The sequence below is a fragment of the Roseomonas sp. CCTCC AB2023176 genome (assembly GCF_042259275.1).
Lineage (GTDB): Bacteria > Pseudomonadota > Alphaproteobacteria > Acetobacterales > Acetobacteraceae > Roseomonas.
Genome location: NZ_CP170086.1, coordinates 1,720,558 through 1,737,540 on the forward strand (window position 1 = coordinate 1,720,558; position 16,983 = coordinate 1,737,540).

Below are 16,983 nucleotides of genomic sequence, written 5' to 3' on the forward strand. Positions count from 1 at the left end.
CGGGTCATCCCGCCTTCCCCGCGACCACCACCATCGCCGGCTTCAGCAGCCGGCCGTTCAGCGTCCAGGCCGGCGTCCAGGCCGTGACGACGGTCCCTGGCGCCACGCCCTCCGGCGCGGGCTGCTCGGCCATCGCCTGGTGCCTCTCGGGGTCGAAGGGCTTCCCGGCCGGATCCTCCCGCGCGATTCCGTTGCGCTCGAGGATACCGAGGAAGGCGCGCTCGACCCCCTCGATGCCGCCGCGGATCTTGCCGACGACCGGATCCTCGCCCTCGCCCGCGGGCGGCAGGGCGTCCAGGCCGCGGCGCAGGTTGTCCGCGGCCTCGACCACGTCGCGGGCGAACTTCGTCACGGCATAGGCGCGAGCGTCGTCCAGTTCCCGCTTATGGCGGGCGCGGAGGTTCTGCATCTCCGCCTCGGCGCGGAGCCACTTGTCGCGCATGGCGTTCAGCTCGTCCGCCAGCGCGGCCGCGGCGGCCTCGGCGTTCGGGGGAGGAAGGTCGGATGCGGGGGCGGCTGCCTCGGCCCCGGTGGGCGCGGCGCCGGCTTCGGTGTGCTGTTCGCTCATGGGAGTCCGGAGATGGTTCGGGGGCGGGCCATCGCCCGCCGTGTCAAGGCCGGGAGGTAGGCGCCGCGCGCGCCCCGGGGCAACCCGGCTCCCGGACCCAACGGGGTCGCGCTCAGCGCGGGGGCGCGACGTTGATGATCAGGGGCCCGGGCCCGCGATGCGCCCGCGGCGCGGAGGTCGGCAGCATCCGCGGCAGGACGGTGCTGGGCTTGCGGACCTCCTTCACCACGTTTCCTTCCGCGTCCGTCCGCAGGACCTGGGCGCTGCCGCCGCCCGGCAATGCCACGGACTTGCGGGGGACCGGGTCGTAGCGCCGGAAATGCCCGTCCCAGGACCCGAGGAAGGCGGGGATGCCGAGGTCGTCGGCGATGTCGAGGTCGGGCGGGCTGAAATCTGCCTCCCCGTGCATCGTGCCGGGTCCCGTGCCGAACAGCTCCACGGGGTGGGTGTGCCAGAAGGCGACAGGGGTGGTGCCGGCCGGGCAGCCGCAGTTCGGCTCGCGCTGGCCGATGTCCACCGTGTTGCCAAGGCCGACCTTCACCTCCGCGTCGCTCAGCCCGCCGTCGCGCGCCCGGCACACGACGGCCCCCAGCTCCGTCCGGGTGGCGATCGAGGTGGGCAAGAGGTCCCGGAGGCGCTCGAAGACGTGGTTCTCCAGCCTCATCCCGTCCCGGTCCGTGGCGCGGGTCTGCCCCCGCCCCGCTCCATCGCCCGCCATCGTGCCGGCCCTCCGTCGCGCGGCGGGACGGCACACCCGGCGGGCTTCCGCGGTCAACCGGAACGCGGTCGCGCGCGTCGCGCGGCGTGGGCCGCGCTGGGCGTGCAGGGTGGGCCGCGCTTCGCGGGCAGGGGGCCGAATATCGCGGAACCGGCCGATCGCCCTTGACCGCCCCGGTGGGAATGTCATGTCCCCCGACCATGGATGCCATCCCGCCGCAGGGCCGGCCCGCCCCGCGGGTGGCCGTCGTGCTGTTCAACCTCGGCGGCCCGGACGGGCCCGACGCGGTGCGGCCCTTCCTGACGAACCTCTTCACCGACCCGGCGATCCTGCGGGTGCCCGGGATCATCCGCCGCCCCCTCGGGCGCTTCGTGGCGGCCCGCCGGACGCCTGCGGCGCAGGAGAACTACGCCGTGCTCGGCGGCAAGTCGCCGCTCCTGGAACTGACGGAGGAACAGGCGCGGTCCCTCGAAGCCGCCCTGGCGGAGGAGGACGCGACCTACCGCTGCTTCATCGCCATGCGCTACTGGCACCCCTTCACCGAAGCGGCCGTCGCCGCAGTTCAGGAATGGGCGCCGGACGAGGTCGTCCTCCTCCCGCTCTACCCCCAGTTCTCGACGACGACGACGGGCTCCTCGCTCGACGAATGGAACCGCGTGGCGAAGCGCGCCGGCCTGGACGTGCCGACGACCGCGCTGTGCTGCTGGCATTCGGACGACGGCTTCGCGCGCTCCACCGCTGCCATCGTCCGCCGCGCGCTGGCCGAGGCGCGGGCTGCGCTGCCGGAGGGCGTGCCGCTCCGCCTTCTCTACTCCGCCCACGGCCTGCCGGAGAGCATCGTGAAGCGGGGCGACCCCTACCAGTGGCAGGTGGAGCGCTCGGTCGCCGCGGTGACGGAGGCGCTGGGCGATCCGGTGGACCACGTCGTCTGCTACCAGTCCCGCGTCACGCCGCAGAAGTGGATCGGGCCGTCCACCGAGGAAGAGATCGAGCGCGCGGGGCATGAGGGCGTCGCCCTCCTCGTCTGCCCCATCGCCTTCGTGTCGGAGCATTCGGAGACGCTGGTCGAGCTCGACGTCGAGTACCGGGAGGTCGCGCACAAGGCCGGCGTCCCCGCCTATTTCCGCGTTCCCGCGCAGAACAGCGACGCGGCCTTCATCGCCGCCACCGCCGACCTCATCCGCCGCGCGCGGGCGGAAACGCGGGGATCCGAGATCACGCTGGGCGGGCACCGCGGCGGCCGCCTCTGCTCCTTCGCCGGTGGGCGGCAATGCCCGAAGGACCGGCGGGATTGCCCGCATGAGGGGCGCCCGGCGCTTCGCCCGGCGCGCGACGCGGCGACGGTCGCGTGACGCCGCGCCGCCCTGCGGCCGTCCTGTTCGACTGCGACGGGGTGCTGGCCGATTCCGAGATGCTCGTGAACGCGATCGTGGCGGAGGACCTGACCTCCCGCGGCTGGCCCCTGACCGCCGAGGCGAGCAAGGACGCCTTCATGGGCCTGTCCTGGCCCGACATGGTCCCGCTCGTCGAGGCGAAGGTCGGGCGGCTGCCGTCGGAATGGCCGTCCCTCATCGCCGGCCGGATCGCGGAGGAGGTGGCGCGAGACGTCCCCGCCATCCCCGGCGCGCGGGAAGCGGTGGCGGCGATCGCCGCGGCGGGTCTGCCCATCGCCGTCGCGTCCAACGCCGGACGGCGCGAACTGCTCGCGAAGCTCGGCGCGCTCGGCCTGCGCGACGCCTTCGGGGAACGCGTCTTCTCGTTCCAGGACGTGCCGCGCCCCAAGCCGCACCCCGACATCTACGTCGCCGCCGCGGCGTCCTGCGGCGCGGCGTCCCGGGACTGCGTGGTGATCGAGGACTCGGCCGTCGGCACCCGCGCCGGCGTCGCCGCGGGCTGCCGCGTGCTGGGCTTCGCGCACGACACGCCGGCGCTGGACCTGCTGGAGGCCGGCGCGGCCGAGACCTTCACGGACATGGCGGCGCTGCCGCGGCTGATCGGAATCGCCTGAATGGCCTGGCTCGGAGAGTTCCTGGCGCCGCTCTATCCCTGGACCAAGTCGTTCCACCTGGTCTCGGTCTTCGCCTGGATGGCCGGCATGTTCTACCTGCCGCGCCTCTACGTGTACCACGCGACGGCGCCCGTCGGCGGCGAACTGTCGGAAACACTGAAGGTGATGGAACGCCGCCTTCTGCGCGGCATCATGACGCCCGCCTCCATCGCCGCCTGGGTCTTCGGGATCCTTCTGGTGTTGACGCCCGGCGTCGTGGACTGGCGCGCCGGCTGGTGGCACGGAAAGATCCTCGGCTTCGTCCTGATGACCGCCGCGCTGCACCACCTCACCACGGCGCGAAAGGATTTCGCGGCGGACCGGCGCACGCGGTCCGAGCGCTACTGGCGCATCGTGAACGAGGTCCCGACGGTGCTGTTGCTGCTTATCGTCATCATGGTCATCGTGAAGCCCTTCTGAGGCGCTCCTGACCGACGCGATCCTGACGGGCCGGACCGTCCTCCGCGCCGGGGTGGCCGGCCTGATCGCCGCGCTCGCCGCGCTGACCGTCCAGAAGGCGGCGGAATGGCTGGCCTGGGTCGCGGGCTTCGGCGGGATCCCCCTCTTCCTCGCCTTCCTCGTCATCCTAGCCCCTGTCACCGAGGAACCGGCCAAGTGGCTCGCCCGGCACTGGCTGCGCGTGCCCTGGGGCGCGGCCGGCCTGGCCTTCGGGGTCTGGGAGGCCGTGGCGAAGCTCGGCTTCCTGCCCTGGCATGCGGCGCTGCCCCTCGGCGCCCTGGGCTCCCTCGCGCTGCATTGGGGGCTCGGGCGCTTGGCGGGGCAGCTCTCGCCCGTGGCCTACGCCCTGGCGGTCGCCATCCTGCTCCACGCCGCCTTCAACCTCGTCGGCGGCGGGGCGTTGCTCGCCGGCGCGGGCCTCGTCGCGCCGGCCGTCGTGACCCTTACCCTCGGCGGGGCGCTCCTGGTCGCGACCCGGGCCCGGGCCGCCGGACCGAGCGGGAACACGAGCGGTTGAGGCACGCCGCCTCATGGCATGCGACGCGTTACCCCGAGGCAATGCCATTCCACGAACTCGTCCACCGGGTCGTCGGGTTTTCCCGGGGGCTGCCGACCATCATCCGCTTCGCCGCGACGATCGCGATCGTCCTGATGCTGTTCCTGATCCGGCAGGTTGCCGCGGGAATGCTGCCGCCGGGCTATCCCTTCCTGCTCTTCTTCGTCGCGATCCTGCTCTGCTCCACGCTGTTCGACCGTGGCTCGGGCCTCGTCGCGACCTTCGCTTCGGCCACCCTCGCGACCTATTTCTATCTCGAGCCCGTCGGATCGTTCCGGATCGCAGACCCGCGCGACACGCTGGCGCTGGCGCTTTTCGTCGTGATCGGCGCGACGATGGCCTTCATCATCGAGGCGCTGCACGTCGCCGTCGAGAACTTCAGCCGCTCGCAGCGCGCCCGGACCCTGCTGCTGCGGGAGTTTCGGCACCGCACGCGGAACGACCTCAACGCGCTCGTCGCCCTCCTCAACCTACGCGCCCGCGCCGCGCCGTCCGAGGCCGCGCGGGAGGGGCTGCTGGAAGCGGCGACGCACGCCATGGCCATGGCCCGGGTGCACACGCACCTCACGCCGGTCGAGGACACGGCCGAGGGCGATCCGGCGATGGTGAACACGGGCGACTTCATCCCGCGGCTCTGCGCCGACATCGAGGCGGCGCAGGTGGGGGAGGGGCTGCGGCCCGTGGCGGTGATGGCGGAGGCGGAGCGGCTCCTGCTGCCCTCCGACCGTGCCGTCCCGCTCGGGCTGGTCGTGAATGAGGCCGTAACGAACGCCCTGAAATACGCCTTTCCCGAGGAGCGGTCGGGGACGATCCGGGTCCGCCTGGTCCGCGAGGGGGAGGACTTCGTCCTGACCATCGGGGATGACGGGATCGGCCTGACCGCGGCGGACGAGCCGGAGACCGCGCTACGGGGCGCGTCGCGCTCCGTGGCGCGCGATGCGGGGCTCGGTACCCGGCTCCTCCGCGGGCTGTCGGCGCAGTTGCGGGGCCGGTTCTCCCGGGTCGCGCCCGCGGAGGGCGGCACGCTCGTCACGCTTCGGTTCCCCGCCGGCCGGCCGGGGGAGTAGGGCGGGCCGGAGGGCCGGCGGCCCCGTTCCGTGGCAGGCGGCCGCGTCCCGGGCCGGCCGGCTCACCGAGGTCCGCCGCGCCACCGCCTGACCTGCAGCAGGACCTCGCGCAGCGGCGCGGTGACGCGCCAGCTGGTGCTGCCCTCGAGCGCGGCGAGCCTGTCCTCGACGACCCGGAGCCGATCCTGGGCGGCCGCGAACCGCTCCGCCGTCGTGCGCGCCGTCTCGCGCTCCTGCCAGAGCCGGTACTCCAGCGCGGCGGGGCCTGGCGCCGGGAGGCCGGCGCGCTCCTCCTCCAGGACGGCGCGGTACCAGCGCAGCAGTTCGAGCGGCTCCGCCCGGCCCGGGGCGAGGCCCGCGGCCGCGGCTTCCATTTCCTCCGGCGGCGGGAAGGACAGGGTGCGCGCCGGCTCCCCCCGACGCGGAGCGCGCCGTCGAGGCCTATCGCGGCGGGCATCCGGTCCAGGCCGGCGACGTCCAGGTCGTAGCCGGCATGGCGCAGGACGGCCTCCGCGGCCATGGGGGGCGGAGGCCCGGCCCGGAGCAGCCACTTCTCCACCCAGCGGCGCGCGTCGCCGGCATCGGCGTCGCCGGTCCGGGCATTGCCGGTCCGGGCATCGCCAGTCAGGGCATCGCCAGTCAGGGCATCGCCAGTCAGGCCATCGCCAGTCAGGGCATCGCCAGTCAGGGCATCGCCAGTCAGGGCATCGCCAGTCAGGGCATCGCCAGTCAGGGCACCGCCAGTCGGGGCACCGCCAGTCGGGGCGTGGGCGGCCTGGGCATCCCCGGTCCGGACATCGCCAGCCTGGGCGTACCCCATGCGGAGGGCGACGAGGCCGCGGCCCGTCGTCGCGGCCGCGGGGGTGAGGACCACGGGGTGCACCCCGAGGGCGGGGAGAACCTCTTCCAGCGGGGAGGCGAGGACGGAGGTCGGAGGCAAGAGAAGGACGATGCCCTCCCCCGCACGCAGGAGGGCGGCCGCCGGATGGATTCCCTCGACGGGGTCGAGGACCTCGTGGAACGGACCGTCCCCTCCCCAGTCCGCGCCGTGGCCGTCCGGGCAGAGGCACGTCACCCAGTCCGGATGATGCCGGCGGACGGACCGGGCGAGGACGCGCGCCGCTGCCGCCTCCCCGGCCCGGGCGACGGTAAGGACGCGGACCGTCACGGCAACGCCAGGAGGAGCGGCGCGGCCCCTTCCCCGAAGGCGATGCGGCGCCGGATCCGCGCCGCCGGCGGACCCTCCGGCAGGAGGCCTCGGCGAAGCGGGCCCGGAGCGCGCCCTCCGTCTCGAGAGCCAGGCCGTGGCCCGGCGCCTCGGCCTCGACGAGCGGCCAGACATTGCCCGCGCCGCGACGCGCCACGACGAAGGCCCCGGCGGCGAGGGCTTCGAGGGTGGTGAAGGAGAAGGTCTCGTGGGCGAGCGACCAGTTCATCACGACGTCCACGTCGGCCTCGGCCAGGGTCCGGGTCATGGCCTCCGGATCCCCGCGCGTGACCCCGGCGGGCAGGTCGGTGACGTTCGCCGCGGCATCGCCGTCCAGCCCGAGGCGGAAGAAGGCGTAACGCGGATCGCCCGCATGCGCCGCGGCGAGGTCGCGGAAGGCGCCCCAGCCCTTGTGGTGGACCGGCTGCCCGAGGAAGGCGACGCGGAGCGGCCCCGGGCGGCGCGGGACGGAAGCCTCCGCCGCGCCGAGGCGGGCGAGCGGGATCACCTCGGCCCGCGCATGCGGGAGGGCACCGCGTTCGAGCCAGAGGTCGAGGGCGCTCCGCGACGGGGCAAGGACGGTCGGGCGGAGAGCGGCGAAGAAGGCGCGGACCCGCCCCATCCCGCCCAGCCGATCCCGACCGTAGGCGCAGACGGTGCAGCCGAACGAATGCAGGTCCGGCGCGCGGCAGAACACTGCGTCGTTCCGCAGCAGCGCGTAGTTGGGGCAGAGCGTGAAGAAGTCGTGCACCCAGACCAGAGGCGATGCGAAGGGGGGCGGCCCGGCAGCGGATCCGGCCAGGGCCTGAAGCAACTCGGGCGAGTGTCCCATGAGGTGGTGGACTACCATCCGGCAGGGCGGGAGGCTGTCGCGCTCCTCCCGCAGGACGGCCAGGAGGTCGGCAGCAGCGACGTGGCCGGCCCCGGCCCCGTCGAGCGAGAGGCGGAGGCCGAAGGCAGCCGGATCGACGGCAGGGGCCAGCAGCGGCAGCGGGGCAGCGGGGCAGACGTGCAGGTAGCAGCCGCCGCCGGCGCGGACCGCCCTCTCCTCCTCCCGCATCACGTTCTGCACGCCGCCGGTCGTGACGGCGTAGGCATCCTGGCTGGCCGAGAGGACGAGGACGCGGCGGCCGCGGGCCGCGCCGAGCACCGCGTCGCGCAGCGCGCCGCAGGACAGGCGCGGGCTTCCATCGGCCAAGTGACGGTAATCCGGGACACGGCGGCTGAGCGAGGTGGCGCCCAGGATGGTCCGGCGCAGCGCATCGCCGTCGCTCGTCACCCTGTCCCCCATGACCGGCACGCATCGCGTATAGGGCGGTGCGGCCCGGCTTGGGAGTGGCCCGCCGGGCGTGCAGGTGCCGGGCCGCGTCAGGGACCCTCGCGCCGCGTTGACACCCCGAAGGACCGGGCGCTACAGCGCGCGGCCTGCCGGGTGGGGTACCAGCGTTCTTCGGGACGCCGGCGCCGCGGCGCACGGGACCGCCGGGGCCCGCCCCGCACGGGAGTATCTTTTCGCATGAAGGTTCTCGTCCTGGGCGGCAGCGGGATGCTGGGGCATGCCGCCTACCGGACCTTCGCGGCCGCGCCGGGCATCAAGGCCTTCGCGACCCTTCGCGGCGAGGCGGCGCGGCGGCATTTTCCCGCCGGCCTGCAGAATGGTTTCGTGACCGGCGTGGACGTGCTGGACACCGACGCGCTGGCCGCCGCGATCGCGCGGGTGCGGCCGGACGTCGTCGTCAACGCCGTGGGGCTGGTGAAGCAGCTGGGCAACGCGAAGGACCCGTTGGCCGCGCTGCCGATCAACGCCCTGTTCCCGCACCGCCTCGCGCGGCTCTGCGCGCTGGCCGGGGCACGGGTGATCCACGTCTCCACCGACTGCGTCTTCCTGGGCGATCGCGGCAACTACACGGAGGCCGACCGGCCGGACGCCGACGACCTCTACGGCCGGTCTAAGCTGCTGGGCGAGGTGGACGAGCCGCACGCGGTCACGCTGCGCACGAGCATCATCGGGCGGGAGCTCGGGTCCCGCCACGGCCTCGTGGACTGGTTCCTGGGCGAGACCGGGAGCGTGCGCGGCTTCACGCGTGCCGTGTTCAGCGGCCTGACGACGGACGAGCTGTCGCGCGTGATGCTGCGGCACGTCCTGCCGAACCCGGGCCTGCGCGGCGTGTGGCATGTCTCCGTCGCGCCGGTCACGAAGCATGACCTGCTGGTGCTGCTGCGCGACGCCTACGGGCGCGACACGCGGATCGAGGCAGACGATCGCCTCGTCCTCGATCGCTCGCTCGACAGCACGCGCTTCCGCCAGGCCACCGGCTGGGTTCCGCTGGAGTGGCCCGACATGATCGCGACGATGCGCGATCAGGAGTGGTTCGCATGAACACCGACCTCGCCGGAATCCTCCGCGACCGCACGGTCCTCATCACGGGCGGCACGGGATCTTTCGGCCACGCCGTGGTGCGCCGCTTCCTCCAGGCGCCGGTCGGGGAAATTCGCATCCTGTCCCGCGACGAGAAGAAGCAGGACGACATGCGGAACCTGCTGGGTGATGGGCGCGTGAAGTTCTTCCTCGGCGACGTACGGGACTACGGGTCCGTCCACGACGCGATGCGGGGGGTGGACTTCGTGTTCCACGCGGCCGCCCTGAAGCAGGTGCCGTCCTGCGAGTTCCATCCGATGGAGGCGGTCCGCACGAACGTGCTGGGCGCAGAGAACGTGGTGAGCGCCGCCGTCGCCTGTGGCGTCTCCCGCGTCGTGGCCCTGTCCACGGACAAGGCGGTGTACCCGATCAACGCCATGGGCCTGTCCAAGGCGATGATGGAGAAGGTCGTCGTCGCGAAAAGCCGCAGCGCCGGCAGCACCGTGCTCTGCTGCACGCGGTACGGGAACGTCATGGCGTCCCGCGGGTCGGTCATCCCGCTCTTCGTCAAGCAGATCAGGGAAGGGCGGGACCTGACGGTGACCGACCCCAACATGACGCGGTTTCTCATGTCGCTCGACGAATCGGTGGACCTCGTCCTCTTCGCCTATGCGAATGCGCGCCCGGGCGACATCTTCGTCCAGAAGGCCCCGGCCTGCACCGTCGGGGTGCTGGCGGAGGCCGTGCGACGCATCTTCGACAGCCGCACCGCCATCCGCGTCATCGGCACCCGGCACGGGGAGAAACTGTACGAGAGCCTGGTGTCGCGCGAGGAGATGGCGCGCGCGGAGGACATGGGCGGCTTCTACCGGATCCCCGCCGATGCGCGGGACCTGAACTACGACAAGTTCTTCAGCCAGGGGGAGGAGCGCATCTCCGTCTCCGAGGACTATACCAGCCACAACACGCAGCGCATGGACCTGGACGAGGTGGTGCGGCTGCTGCGGAACCTCGACTACGTCAAGGCCGAGCTGCGGGGCGAGCCCGCGACCGAATACGCCTGACCTCGATGCGCAAGGTCCTGACGATCGTCGGCACACGGCCCGAGCTCATCAAGATGAGCCTGGTCATCGAGCGGCTGGACCGGCTGACGCACCACATTCTGGTCCATACGGGACAGAACCACGACTACGAGCTGAACCAGGTCTTCTTCGACGACCTGGGCATCCGCAAGCCCGACCACTTCCTGAACGCGGCCGGCGGCGGGCCGGTGGACACGATCGCCCGCGTCCTGACCACCGCCGACGCGGTGCTGGAGGCCGAGAAGCCGGAAGCCGTGCTGATCTACGGCGACACCAATTCCGGCCTCGCCATCATCGCGGCGAAGCGCCGGAAGATCCCGGTCTTCCACATGGAGGCGGGGAACCGCTGTTTCGACCAGCGCGTGCCGGAGGAGTTGAACCGAAAGGTCATCGACCACCTCAGCGACGTGAACATGACGCTGACGGAGCACGCCCGCCGCTACCTGCTGGCCGAGGGCCTGCCGCCGGAGCGGACCTTCAAGGTCGGGTCGCACATGGCGGAGGTGCTGCACCGCTACCGCGACCAGATTGCGGGATCGGACATCCTGTCGCGGCTGGGGCTGGAGAGCGGGAAGTACTTCATCGTCTCCGCCCATCGGGAGGAGAACGTGGACAGCCCGGAGCGGATCGCGGCCCTGCTGGCCTGCCTCGACCGCCTCGCGCGGGAATTCGGCTGGCCGGTCGTCACCTCCACCCATCCCCGCACCCGCAAGCGGCTGCCGCAGGACGTGGGGGAAGGGCTTTCGCCGCTCATCCGCTTCCTGCCGCCCTTCGGCTTCTCCGACTACGTGCACCTGCAGCAGCACGCGCATTGCGTCCTGTCGGACAGCGGCACGATCACGGAGGAGGCGTCGCTGCTGGACCTGCCGGCCGTCACGCTGCGGGACGCGCATGAGCGGCCGGAGGGGATGGACGCCGGCACGCTGGTCATGTGCTCGCTGGACCCGGACAGGTTGCTCGATGCCATCCGCTGCGCCCGCGACGGGATCGGCACGCGCCGCGCCGGCGCCGTGCCGGACTACGAGGCGGGGGACGTCTCGGCGAAGGTGGTCCGGATCGTCCTATCCTACATCGACTACGTGAACCGCGTGGTCTGGTCCAAGCCCGCCGGCACGTGACCACGCTGTCCGTCGTCATCCCCGTCTTCCGGTCGGAGGGGACGCTGGCGGAACTGCACCGCCGGCTGTCCGAGACCCTCCCGACCCTCTCGACGGATCACGAGATCATCTTCGTGGAGGATGGCGGCGGCGACGGATCCTGGGACGTGATCGAGGGCCTGACCCGCGCCGACCCGCGCGTGCGGGGCATCCGGATGAGCCGCAACTACGGCCAGCACAACGCGCTCCTCGCCGGCATCCGCGCCGCGCGGCACGACGTCGTCGTCACGATGGACGACGACCTCCAGCACCCGGTGACGGAGATCGCGGCGCTGCTGACGGCGCTGGGGCCGGACACCGACGTGGTCTACGGCGCGCCGCGGGAGGAACAGCACGGCGTCCTGCGCAACCTGGCCTCCCGCCTGACGAAGATCGCGCTGACGGAAGCCATGGGGGCCGACACCGCGCGCAACGTCAGCGCCTTCCGCGCCTTCCGCACGCGGCTGCGGGACGGGTTCCGGGACTACCGAAGCCCCTACGTCTCGATCGACGTGCTGCTGACCTGGGCGACCACGCGCTTCGCCGCCATCCGTGTGCGACACGAGCCGCGGACGATCGGGGTGTCCGGCTACACGCTGCGCAAGCTGGTGGTGCACGCGGTGAACCTGATGACGGGGTTCAGCACCATGCCGCTGCAGGTGGCATCCCTCGTCGGGTTCCTCTTCGTCCTGTTCGGCGGGCTGATCCTGCTGCTGGTCTTCGTGAACTACCTCATCCGCGGGGGGGAGGCGCCGGGCTTCGCCTTCATCGCGTCCATGATCGCGATCTTCTCCGGCGCGCAACTCTTCGCCCTCGGCGTCTTCGGGGAATACCTCGCGCGGATGCACTTCCGCAGCATGGACCGGCCGGTCTACGTCGTGGCCGAGACGACCGGGCCGGGCGGCCCGGGCTGAGGAGGCGCGGCGGGTGTTCGAGGTGGTGACGGAACGTCTGTCGCGCCCCGGCTTCGACATGGCCTACCACCTCGCGCCCTGGGACCGGGAGACGGTCGGCGAGACTGCCGCCATCGCGTCGTTGACGCTGCACGACCCCGGGGCGGCAGCCGACGCCTGGCCGGCCTTTCCCGACTGGTGCGCGGAACGCGGCGTCGTCCTCGTCAGCGCGCGGCTGGCGCACCGGCAGGTCGCGGAATGCGGGTTCCTCGAAGCGCGCGGCTTCCGCTTCATCGAACTGAACTACCGTCCCGCCACGACGCGCCTGTCGGACTTCGTCGCGGACCCGGAGGTCGCCGTGCAGGACGCCGCGTCGTCCGACCGCGACGCGATCCGCGCCATTGCCGCCGAGACCTTCGGGGATGGCCGCTTCCACGCCGACCCGATGGTCGGCCCCGCCATCGGCAACCGGCGCTACACCGCCTGGGCCGACCGTGCCTTCGGCAACCCGGCACAGCGCGTCATCAAGGCCGTGGTCGGCGGCCGCATCGCCGGCTTCATGGTGGTGGAGACGCCGTCGGCGGCGGCACGCTTCTGGTCGCTCGTCGGCCTCGCGCCAGGGCTGGGGGGGCAGGGCCTGGGACGGCGCATCTGGCGGACCGTCCTCGCCCGCCACGCGGCGGAAGGGGTGACGGAGGTCTCAACCAGCATCTCCTCCCACAACCACGCCGCGCTCAACCTCTACGTCGCGCTGGGCTTCCGCTTCCCGGAACCCTCCACCACCCTGCACTGGTGCCCGAAGGGTCCGCTCACGTGACGACGCCGATCCGCATCCCCTTCAACAAGCCCTGCATCGCGGGGGCCGAGCTGTCCTACGTCGCCCAGGCCATCTCCGGCGGCCATGCCAGCGGCGACGGTCCCTTCACGAAGAAGGCGGAGCGCCTGATGCAGGACGCCTTCGGCGCGCATCGCGTGCTGCTGACGACGTCCTGCACCGCGGCGCTGGAACTGGCGGCGCTGCTCTGCGACCTCGGTCCCGGGGACGAGGTCATCATGCCCTCCTTCACCTTCGTCTCCACGGCGAACGCGGTGGTGCTGCGCGGCGCGAAGCCCGTCTTCGTGGATGTCCGCGCCGACACGCACAACCTGGACGAACGGCTGATCGAGCGGGCGATCACCCCGCGCACGAAGGCCATCTTCCCCGTCCACTACGCCGGCGTGCCCTGCGAGATGGACGAGATCATGTCCATCGCCCATCGCCACGGCCTGATGGTGGTGGAGGACGCGGCGCAGGGCGTGAACGCCCGCTACAAGGGCCGCCCGCTCGGCACGATCGGCCAGCTCGGCTGCTACTCCTTTCACGAGACGAAGAATTTCTCCTGCGGCGAGGGCGGCGCCCTGGTCGTCAACGATCCCGCGCTGACGCAGCGCGCGGAGATCCTGCGGGAGAAGGGCACGAACCGATCGCAGTTCCTGCGCGGGCAGGTGGACAAGTACACCTGGACCGATGTCGGCTCCTCCTACGTCCCCTCCGACATGCTGGCGGCTTATCTCCTGGGCCAGTTGGAGAACATGGACCGGATCACCGCCCGCCGCGGTGCGATCTGCGACTCCTACGCCCGCGCCCTCGCGCCGCTCGCCCAGCGCGGGCTGATCGGGCTGCCCTGGACGCCGCCGGACTGCACGCCGAACCACCACATGTTCTACGTGCTGGCCCGTGACATCGCGGAGCGCACGGCACTGATCGCGCATCTCCGCGCGGCCGGCATCCTGTCGGTCTTCCACTACGTCCCGCTGCATTCCGCGCCCTTCGCGGGGACGATCGGCGTGCCGCGGACCGAATTGCCGGTGACCGACGACACCAGCGCCCGGCTCCTCCGCCTGCCGCTCTACTTCGACCTGACGGATGCGGAGGTGACGGAGGTCGCCGCCCGCATCCGCGACTTCTACGAGACGCGGGAGGCGGCGTGACCGCGACCGCGCAGGACCTGGTCGCCGCGGCCGCGTCGCTGGAACGGCGCGACCCCGGCATCTGGTTTGCGCGCAGCAGCGCCCCGGTGTCCTATCCCGCGCACGGCAATGCGCTGTGCCTGCAGGTGGAAGACCGTTCGTTCTGGTTCCGCCACCGCAACCGCTGCATCGTCTCACTCGTCCGCCGCCACGGCGCGGCAGGGCCCTTCCTCGACGTCGGCGGCGGCAACGGATTCGTCGCGAAGGCCCTGGTCGCGGCAGGCGTGGACTGCGCGCTGGTGGAGCCGGGCCTGGACGGGGCATTGGCCGCGCATCGCCGCGGGATCGCGCCGGTGATCTGCGCGCGGCTGGAGGATGCCGACCTGCCGGAGGGCAGCGCCGGCGGCGCCGGATTGTTCGACGTCCTCGAACATCTGGAGGACGAGGCCGCCGCGCTGTCCGCCATCCGCCGCCTGCTGCGCCCGGGCGGCCGGCTGTTCATCACGGTCCCCGCCTTGGGCTTCCTGTTCTCGACCGACGACTTGGAGGCCGGGCACTTCCGCCGCTACACCCTCGCGCGCCTGCGCCGCATGCTGGGGGATACGGGCTTCCGCGTGGACTTCGCGTCCTACCTCTTCGCGCCGCTCGTCGCGCCGGTGCTGCTGCTGCGCACGCTGCCCTCCCTCCTGCGCCTGCGCCGCCCCGGCTCGGCGGAGCGGGCGGAGGCCGAGCACATGCCGGACGGCGCCGCCGCCCGCGCCGTGGACCGGCTGCTGGATGCGGAATTCCGGCGCCTCGATTCCGGCCGGCCCATCCCCTTCGGGACGAGCTGCCTCGCCGTCGCGACGGCGGGGTGACGTCGCCGCGGCCCGCGGCGGGCGCCCCCGGCCGCGTCCGCGACCTCTGGCTCCTGCTGCCCGTCGCGGCGCTCGGCGCGCTCGTCGCCGCGCTGCTCGTCCGCGGGGTGGGGTCGGTCTTCTTCTACCAGATGTTCACGCCGGAGACGCTGATGGCCGCCTGCGGCCGCGGCTTCCGGCACCCGCTCGCCCTCTCGGCGGAGATGGCTGACTTCCTGCTGCGCCGCACCGCGCCGTCCTTCGACTGCGCGACGATCGGGCCGGACGCACCGACGGGGCCCGCAGGCTTCTTCTTCACCCAGCAACTCTACCTCGGCTGGTCGGCGGCCGCGCTCTGGCGGCTGCTCGGCCCGCACCAGATGAGCCTCTTGCCGCTCGCGGCACTCCTCGGCGCGGCCTATGCGGCGGGGGCTTCGTCCTGGCGCGACTGTTCCTGCCGCGGCTCCTCGCCCTGCTCGCCGCCGTCGCGATCACGCTCTCGCCCGCCGCGATCAGCCAGATGTTCTACCTCCGCGACTTCTCGAAGGGGCCGTTCTTCCTCTGGGCGATCGCGCTGCTCGTCCTCGGCGCACGCGGGACCGGTGGTCGGGCGGTCCTGCTCGCCGGGGCGGCGGGGGCCGTCGCGGGCATCGGCTACGGCTTCCGTTCGGACCTCGCCCTCCTCGTGCCGCTCGGACTGCTCTTCCTCACGGTCGCGTCGCGGCAGCGCCTCGTGCCGCGGGCGGCGTCCCTCGGCGCCTTCCTAGGGGGTTTCCTGCTGCTCGCGGCGCCGGTCCTCGTGCAGGGCAGCGGGTCCAACGGCGGCTTCCTCGCGGCGCAGGGCGCGACGGAGCCCTTCCGCGCCTTCGCCCTGCTCCGCCCCGCGCCCTACATGCTGGGCCAGGCCTATTCCGACGAACTCACGCTGAGCGGGATCGCCGCGACCGAGCGCCTGCGCGACCCCGGCTGGGACACGCGGGAACGGTCGCACCGCCCGGCCTACGACATCAGCGGCGCGATCACGCTGTCGTCGCGCAACCTGCTGGAATGGGCGCCGCTCTTTCCCGCTGATTTCGCGGCGGGGGCGTTGAAGGGGGCGGCGTGGATCCTCGGCTACCCCGCGCTCGTCGCGGCCTCGCGCGCGCATCCGGACCCCGGCGTGCCGATCCGGCTGGACGTGCCCGTCGTGCGATGGGCGGAGCCAGCCTATGCCCTCTTCGACCAGGCCTGGCTGCCTCTTCTGGGCCTTCTCGGCGTCCTCGCCTGGCTGTGGCGCAGCGCCGCGCGGAGCGGGCGGGAGGCGACCGGCCTCACCCTGCTGCTGGCCGCACTGGTGACCTACCCGGCGATCCAGTTCTCCACGCGGCACCTGTTCCACCTGGAGTTCGTCTGGGTGATCGGGCTGCTGTCCATTCCCGTTGCCATCGTGGAATGGCGCCGGCTGCGCCCCGTCGCGCCGCACGTGCTCGCCGGCGTCGTGCTGGTGCTCGGCGGCGCGGCGGGGCTGTATGCCGGCCTCGCCGCCCTCCAGCAGCGCGCGCTGACCGCCGAGATCGGGGCGCTGCTGGATCAGGCGCGTACCCCCTCGCACCGGTGCGGGAGGACGGGCCGGACGGGTCCATCCTCTGGCGCATCCCGCCGCCGGAGGAGGCGCGCGCCGTTCTCGACGCTCCGCCGGATTCCATGACGAACCGCATCGCGGAGGTCGGCATCCAGCACGACGTGCGCGCCGCCGCGCGGCGGGTCGTGCTGGCCCTCGGCGGTCCGTCCTGCCCGGCCGCGCCGGCGGCGCTGCGGCTGGCCTACGACCATCGGCCGGAGGTCTGGCAACCGCTGGATTCCACCCTCGCCCTCGCGCCCGGGGAGGTCGCGGTGTTCCCGGCCTTCTACCGCGGGACGCAGGCCTTCGCCGGCGTGCGCCTGCCCGCCTCGCACGCGGGCTGCGCCGTCGGGATGGAGAGCCTGCCGCTCGCCGGGCGCCTGCCCGCGGTCTTCTCCGCAACCCTGCCGGGGACCTGGCGCGCCTTGCCGCTGCGCAAGGGGTTCGGGCGCTTCGCGACCCGGTAGGCCGCGTCCGGCGCGGGACCGCCCCGCGCCGACCCGGC

18 protein-coding genes are annotated in these 16,983 nt (G+C 72.8%); 14 read left to right on the top strand and 4 right to left on the bottom strand.

Features of this window, described 5'->3' with window-relative positions; all coding sequences use genetic code 11:
- Positions 1–4: 4 nt before the first annotated feature.
- Both ACE7GA_RS08605 and ACE7GA_RS08610 read right to left on the bottom strand, forming a co-directional pair.
- A complete protein-coding gene (locus tag ACE7GA_RS08605; RefSeq protein ID WP_376098422.1) occupies positions 5–568 on the bottom strand; it encodes a nucleotide exchange factor GrpE in 564 nt (187 codons plus the stop codon).
- A gap of 112 nt (positions 569–680) precedes the next feature.
- Positions 681–1,286 (bottom strand): DUF4329 domain-containing protein, encoded by a 606-nt coding sequence (locus tag ACE7GA_RS08610; RefSeq protein WP_376098425.1) that lies wholly within the window; start codon positions 1,284–1,286, stop codon positions 681–683.
- 200 nt (positions 1,287–1,486) lie between these two features.
- On the opposite strand from ACE7GA_RS08610, the gene hemH reads away from it, so the two are divergent.
- Genes hemH through ACE7GA_RS08635 form a run of 5 tightly spaced genes read left to right on the top strand, consistent with a single transcriptional unit; the run spans position 1,487 to position 5,415 of the window.
- Entirely contained in the window at positions 1,487–2,638 is a 1,152-nt protein-coding gene (gene hemH, locus ACE7GA_RS08615) for a ferrochelatase (protein WP_376098428.1), read from the top strand.
- Positions 2,635–3,294, top strand: coding sequence for an HAD family hydrolase (locus ACE7GA_RS08620; protein WP_376098431.1), 660 nt, complete (start codon positions 2,635–2,637; stop codon positions 3,292–3,294). The genes hemH and ACE7GA_RS08620 overlap by 4 nt, the downstream gene beginning before the upstream one ends.
- Positions 3,295–3,753 (top strand): protoporphyrinogen oxidase HemJ, encoded by a 459-nt coding sequence (gene hemJ / locus ACE7GA_RS08625; RefSeq protein WP_376098434.1) that lies wholly within the window; start codon positions 3,295–3,297, stop codon positions 3,751–3,753. It abuts the gene before it with no gap.
- A 52-nt stretch (positions 3,754–3,805) separates the two neighbouring features.
- Positions 3,806–4,309: a hypothetical protein gene (locus ACE7GA_RS08630; protein WP_376098437.1), complete on the top strand. Its 504-nt coding sequence runs from the start codon at positions 3,806–3,808 to the stop codon at positions 4,307–4,309.
- A 41-nt stretch (positions 4,310–4,350) separates the two neighbouring features.
- Entirely contained in the window at positions 4,351–5,415 is a 1,065-nt protein-coding gene (locus ACE7GA_RS08635; RefSeq protein WP_376098440.1) for a sensor histidine kinase, read from the top strand.
- Between the two features lie 62 nt (positions 5,416–5,477).
- Here the strand turns inward: ACE7GA_RS08635 and ACE7GA_RS08640 are convergent, their stop codons facing one another.
- Positions 5,478–7,901, bottom strand: a complete 2,424-nt coding sequence (locus tag ACE7GA_RS08640; protein WP_376098444.1) for a hypothetical protein — start codon at positions 7,899–7,901, stop codon at positions 5,478–5,480.
- A gap of 237 nt (positions 7,902–8,138) precedes the next feature.
- On the opposite strand from ACE7GA_RS08640, the gene ACE7GA_RS08645 reads away from it, so the two are divergent.
- The 7 genes from ACE7GA_RS08645 to ACE7GA_RS08675 are packed head-to-tail and all read left to right on the top strand — an operon-like array spanning position 8,139 to position 14,899.
- Positions 8,139–9,002 (top strand): dTDP-4-dehydrorhamnose reductase family protein, encoded by an 864-nt coding sequence (locus tag ACE7GA_RS08645; RefSeq protein WP_376098447.1) that lies wholly within the window; start codon positions 8,139–8,141, stop codon positions 9,000–9,002.
- A complete protein-coding gene (locus ACE7GA_RS08650; RefSeq protein WP_376098450.1) occupies positions 8,999–10,045 on the top strand; it encodes a polysaccharide biosynthesis protein in 1,047 nt (348 codons plus the stop codon). The genes ACE7GA_RS08645 and ACE7GA_RS08650 overlap by 4 nt, the downstream gene beginning before the upstream one ends.
- Before the next feature lie 5 nt (positions 10,046–10,050).
- Entirely contained in the window at positions 10,051–11,181 is a 1,131-nt protein-coding gene (gene wecB, locus ACE7GA_RS08655) for a non-hydrolyzing UDP-N-acetylglucosamine 2-epimerase (protein WP_376098453.1), read from the top strand.
- Positions 11,178–12,113 carry a glycosyltransferase family 2 protein gene (locus ACE7GA_RS08660; protein ID WP_376098456.1) on the top strand — a complete coding sequence of 312 codons (936 nt, stop codon included), beginning with the start codon at positions 11,178–11,180 and terminating at the stop codon, positions 12,111–12,113. The genes wecB and ACE7GA_RS08660 overlap by 4 nt, the downstream gene beginning before the upstream one ends.
- 13 nt (positions 12,114–12,126) lie before the next feature.
- The gene (locus tag ACE7GA_RS08665) at positions 12,127–12,909 is read left to right on the top strand and encodes a GNAT family N-acetyltransferase (protein ID WP_376098459.1); all 783 of its coding nucleotides are present in this window, start codon (positions 12,127–12,129) and stop codon (positions 12,907–12,909) included.
- On the top strand, positions 12,906–14,063 hold the full coding sequence (rffA, locus tag ACE7GA_RS08670; RefSeq protein ID WP_376098462.1) for a dTDP-4-amino-4,6-dideoxygalactose transaminase: 1,158 nt from the start codon (positions 12,906–12,908) through the stop codon (positions 14,061–14,063). Before ACE7GA_RS08665 ends, rffA begins: the two co-directional genes overlap by 4 nt.
- Positions 14,060–14,899: a methyltransferase domain-containing protein gene (locus ACE7GA_RS08675; RefSeq protein ID WP_376098465.1), complete on the top strand. Its 840-nt coding sequence runs from the start codon at positions 14,060–14,062 to the stop codon at positions 14,897–14,899. Before rffA ends, ACE7GA_RS08675 begins: the two co-directional genes overlap by 4 nt.
- Positions 14,900–15,023: 124 nt before the next feature.
- Here the strand turns inward: ACE7GA_RS08675 and ACE7GA_RS08680 are convergent, their stop codons facing one another.
- Positions 15,024–15,197: a hypothetical protein gene (locus ACE7GA_RS08680; protein ID WP_376098468.1), complete on the bottom strand. Its 174-nt coding sequence runs from the start codon at positions 15,195–15,197 to the stop codon at positions 15,024–15,026.
- A gap of 201 nt (positions 15,198–15,398) precedes the next feature.
- Between ACE7GA_RS08680 and ACE7GA_RS08685 the strand changes: the two genes are divergently transcribed.
- Complete coding sequence (locus ACE7GA_RS08685; RefSeq protein ID WP_376098471.1) at positions 15,399–16,565, top strand: hypothetical protein; 1,167 nt, start codon at positions 15,399–15,401, stop codon at positions 16,563–16,565.
- Entirely contained in the window at positions 16,562–16,945 is a 384-nt protein-coding gene (locus ACE7GA_RS08690; protein ID WP_376098474.1) for a hypothetical protein, read from the top strand. Before ACE7GA_RS08685 ends, ACE7GA_RS08690 begins: the two co-directional genes overlap by 4 nt.
- The last annotated feature ends 38 nt before the right edge of the window (positions 16,946–16,983 follow it).